General features: G+C 67.4%; 1 protein-coding gene. It reads right to left on the bottom strand.

Annotated elements, in window-relative coordinates; all coding sequences use genetic code 11:
• On the bottom strand, window positions 1-389 hold a 389-nt coding region (locus VM95_RS38120), incomplete at both ends, for a GTP-binding protein (RefSeq protein ID WP_052707823.1).

Raw genomic sequence — 389 nt, 5'->3', positions numbered from 1 at the left:
ACCGGGGTGTCGGCGCCGAGTTGGAGGGCTTCGCGGACTTCGTCGGGGGTGTGGGGCTGGTGTCCGTCGAAGCCGTTGAGGGCGACGACGAAGGGCAGGCCGCTGTTCTCGAAGTAGTCGAGGGCGGGGAAGCAGTCGGCGAGGCGGCGGGTGTCGACGAGGACGATGGCTCCGATGGCGCCTCGGACGAGGTCGTCCCACATGAACCAGAAGCGGTCCTGTCCGGGGGTGCCGAAGAGGTAGAGGATGAGGTCTTCGTCGAGGGTGATGCGGCCGAAGTCCATGGCGACGGTGGTGGTCGTCTTGCCGGAGACGTGGCTGATGTCGTCGATGCCGGCGGAGGCCGAGGTCATGACGGCTTCGGTGCGCAGGGGGTTGATCTCGGAGAC

The organism is Streptomyces rubellomurinus, from assembly GCF_000961885.1.
GTDB classification, from domain to species: domain Bacteria; phylum Actinomycetota; class Actinomycetes; order Streptomycetales; family Streptomycetaceae; genus Kitasatospora; species Kitasatospora rubellomurina.
Note: the sequence above shows the minus strand (reverse complement) of the source record. Positions and strands in the feature narration are given on the sequence as shown.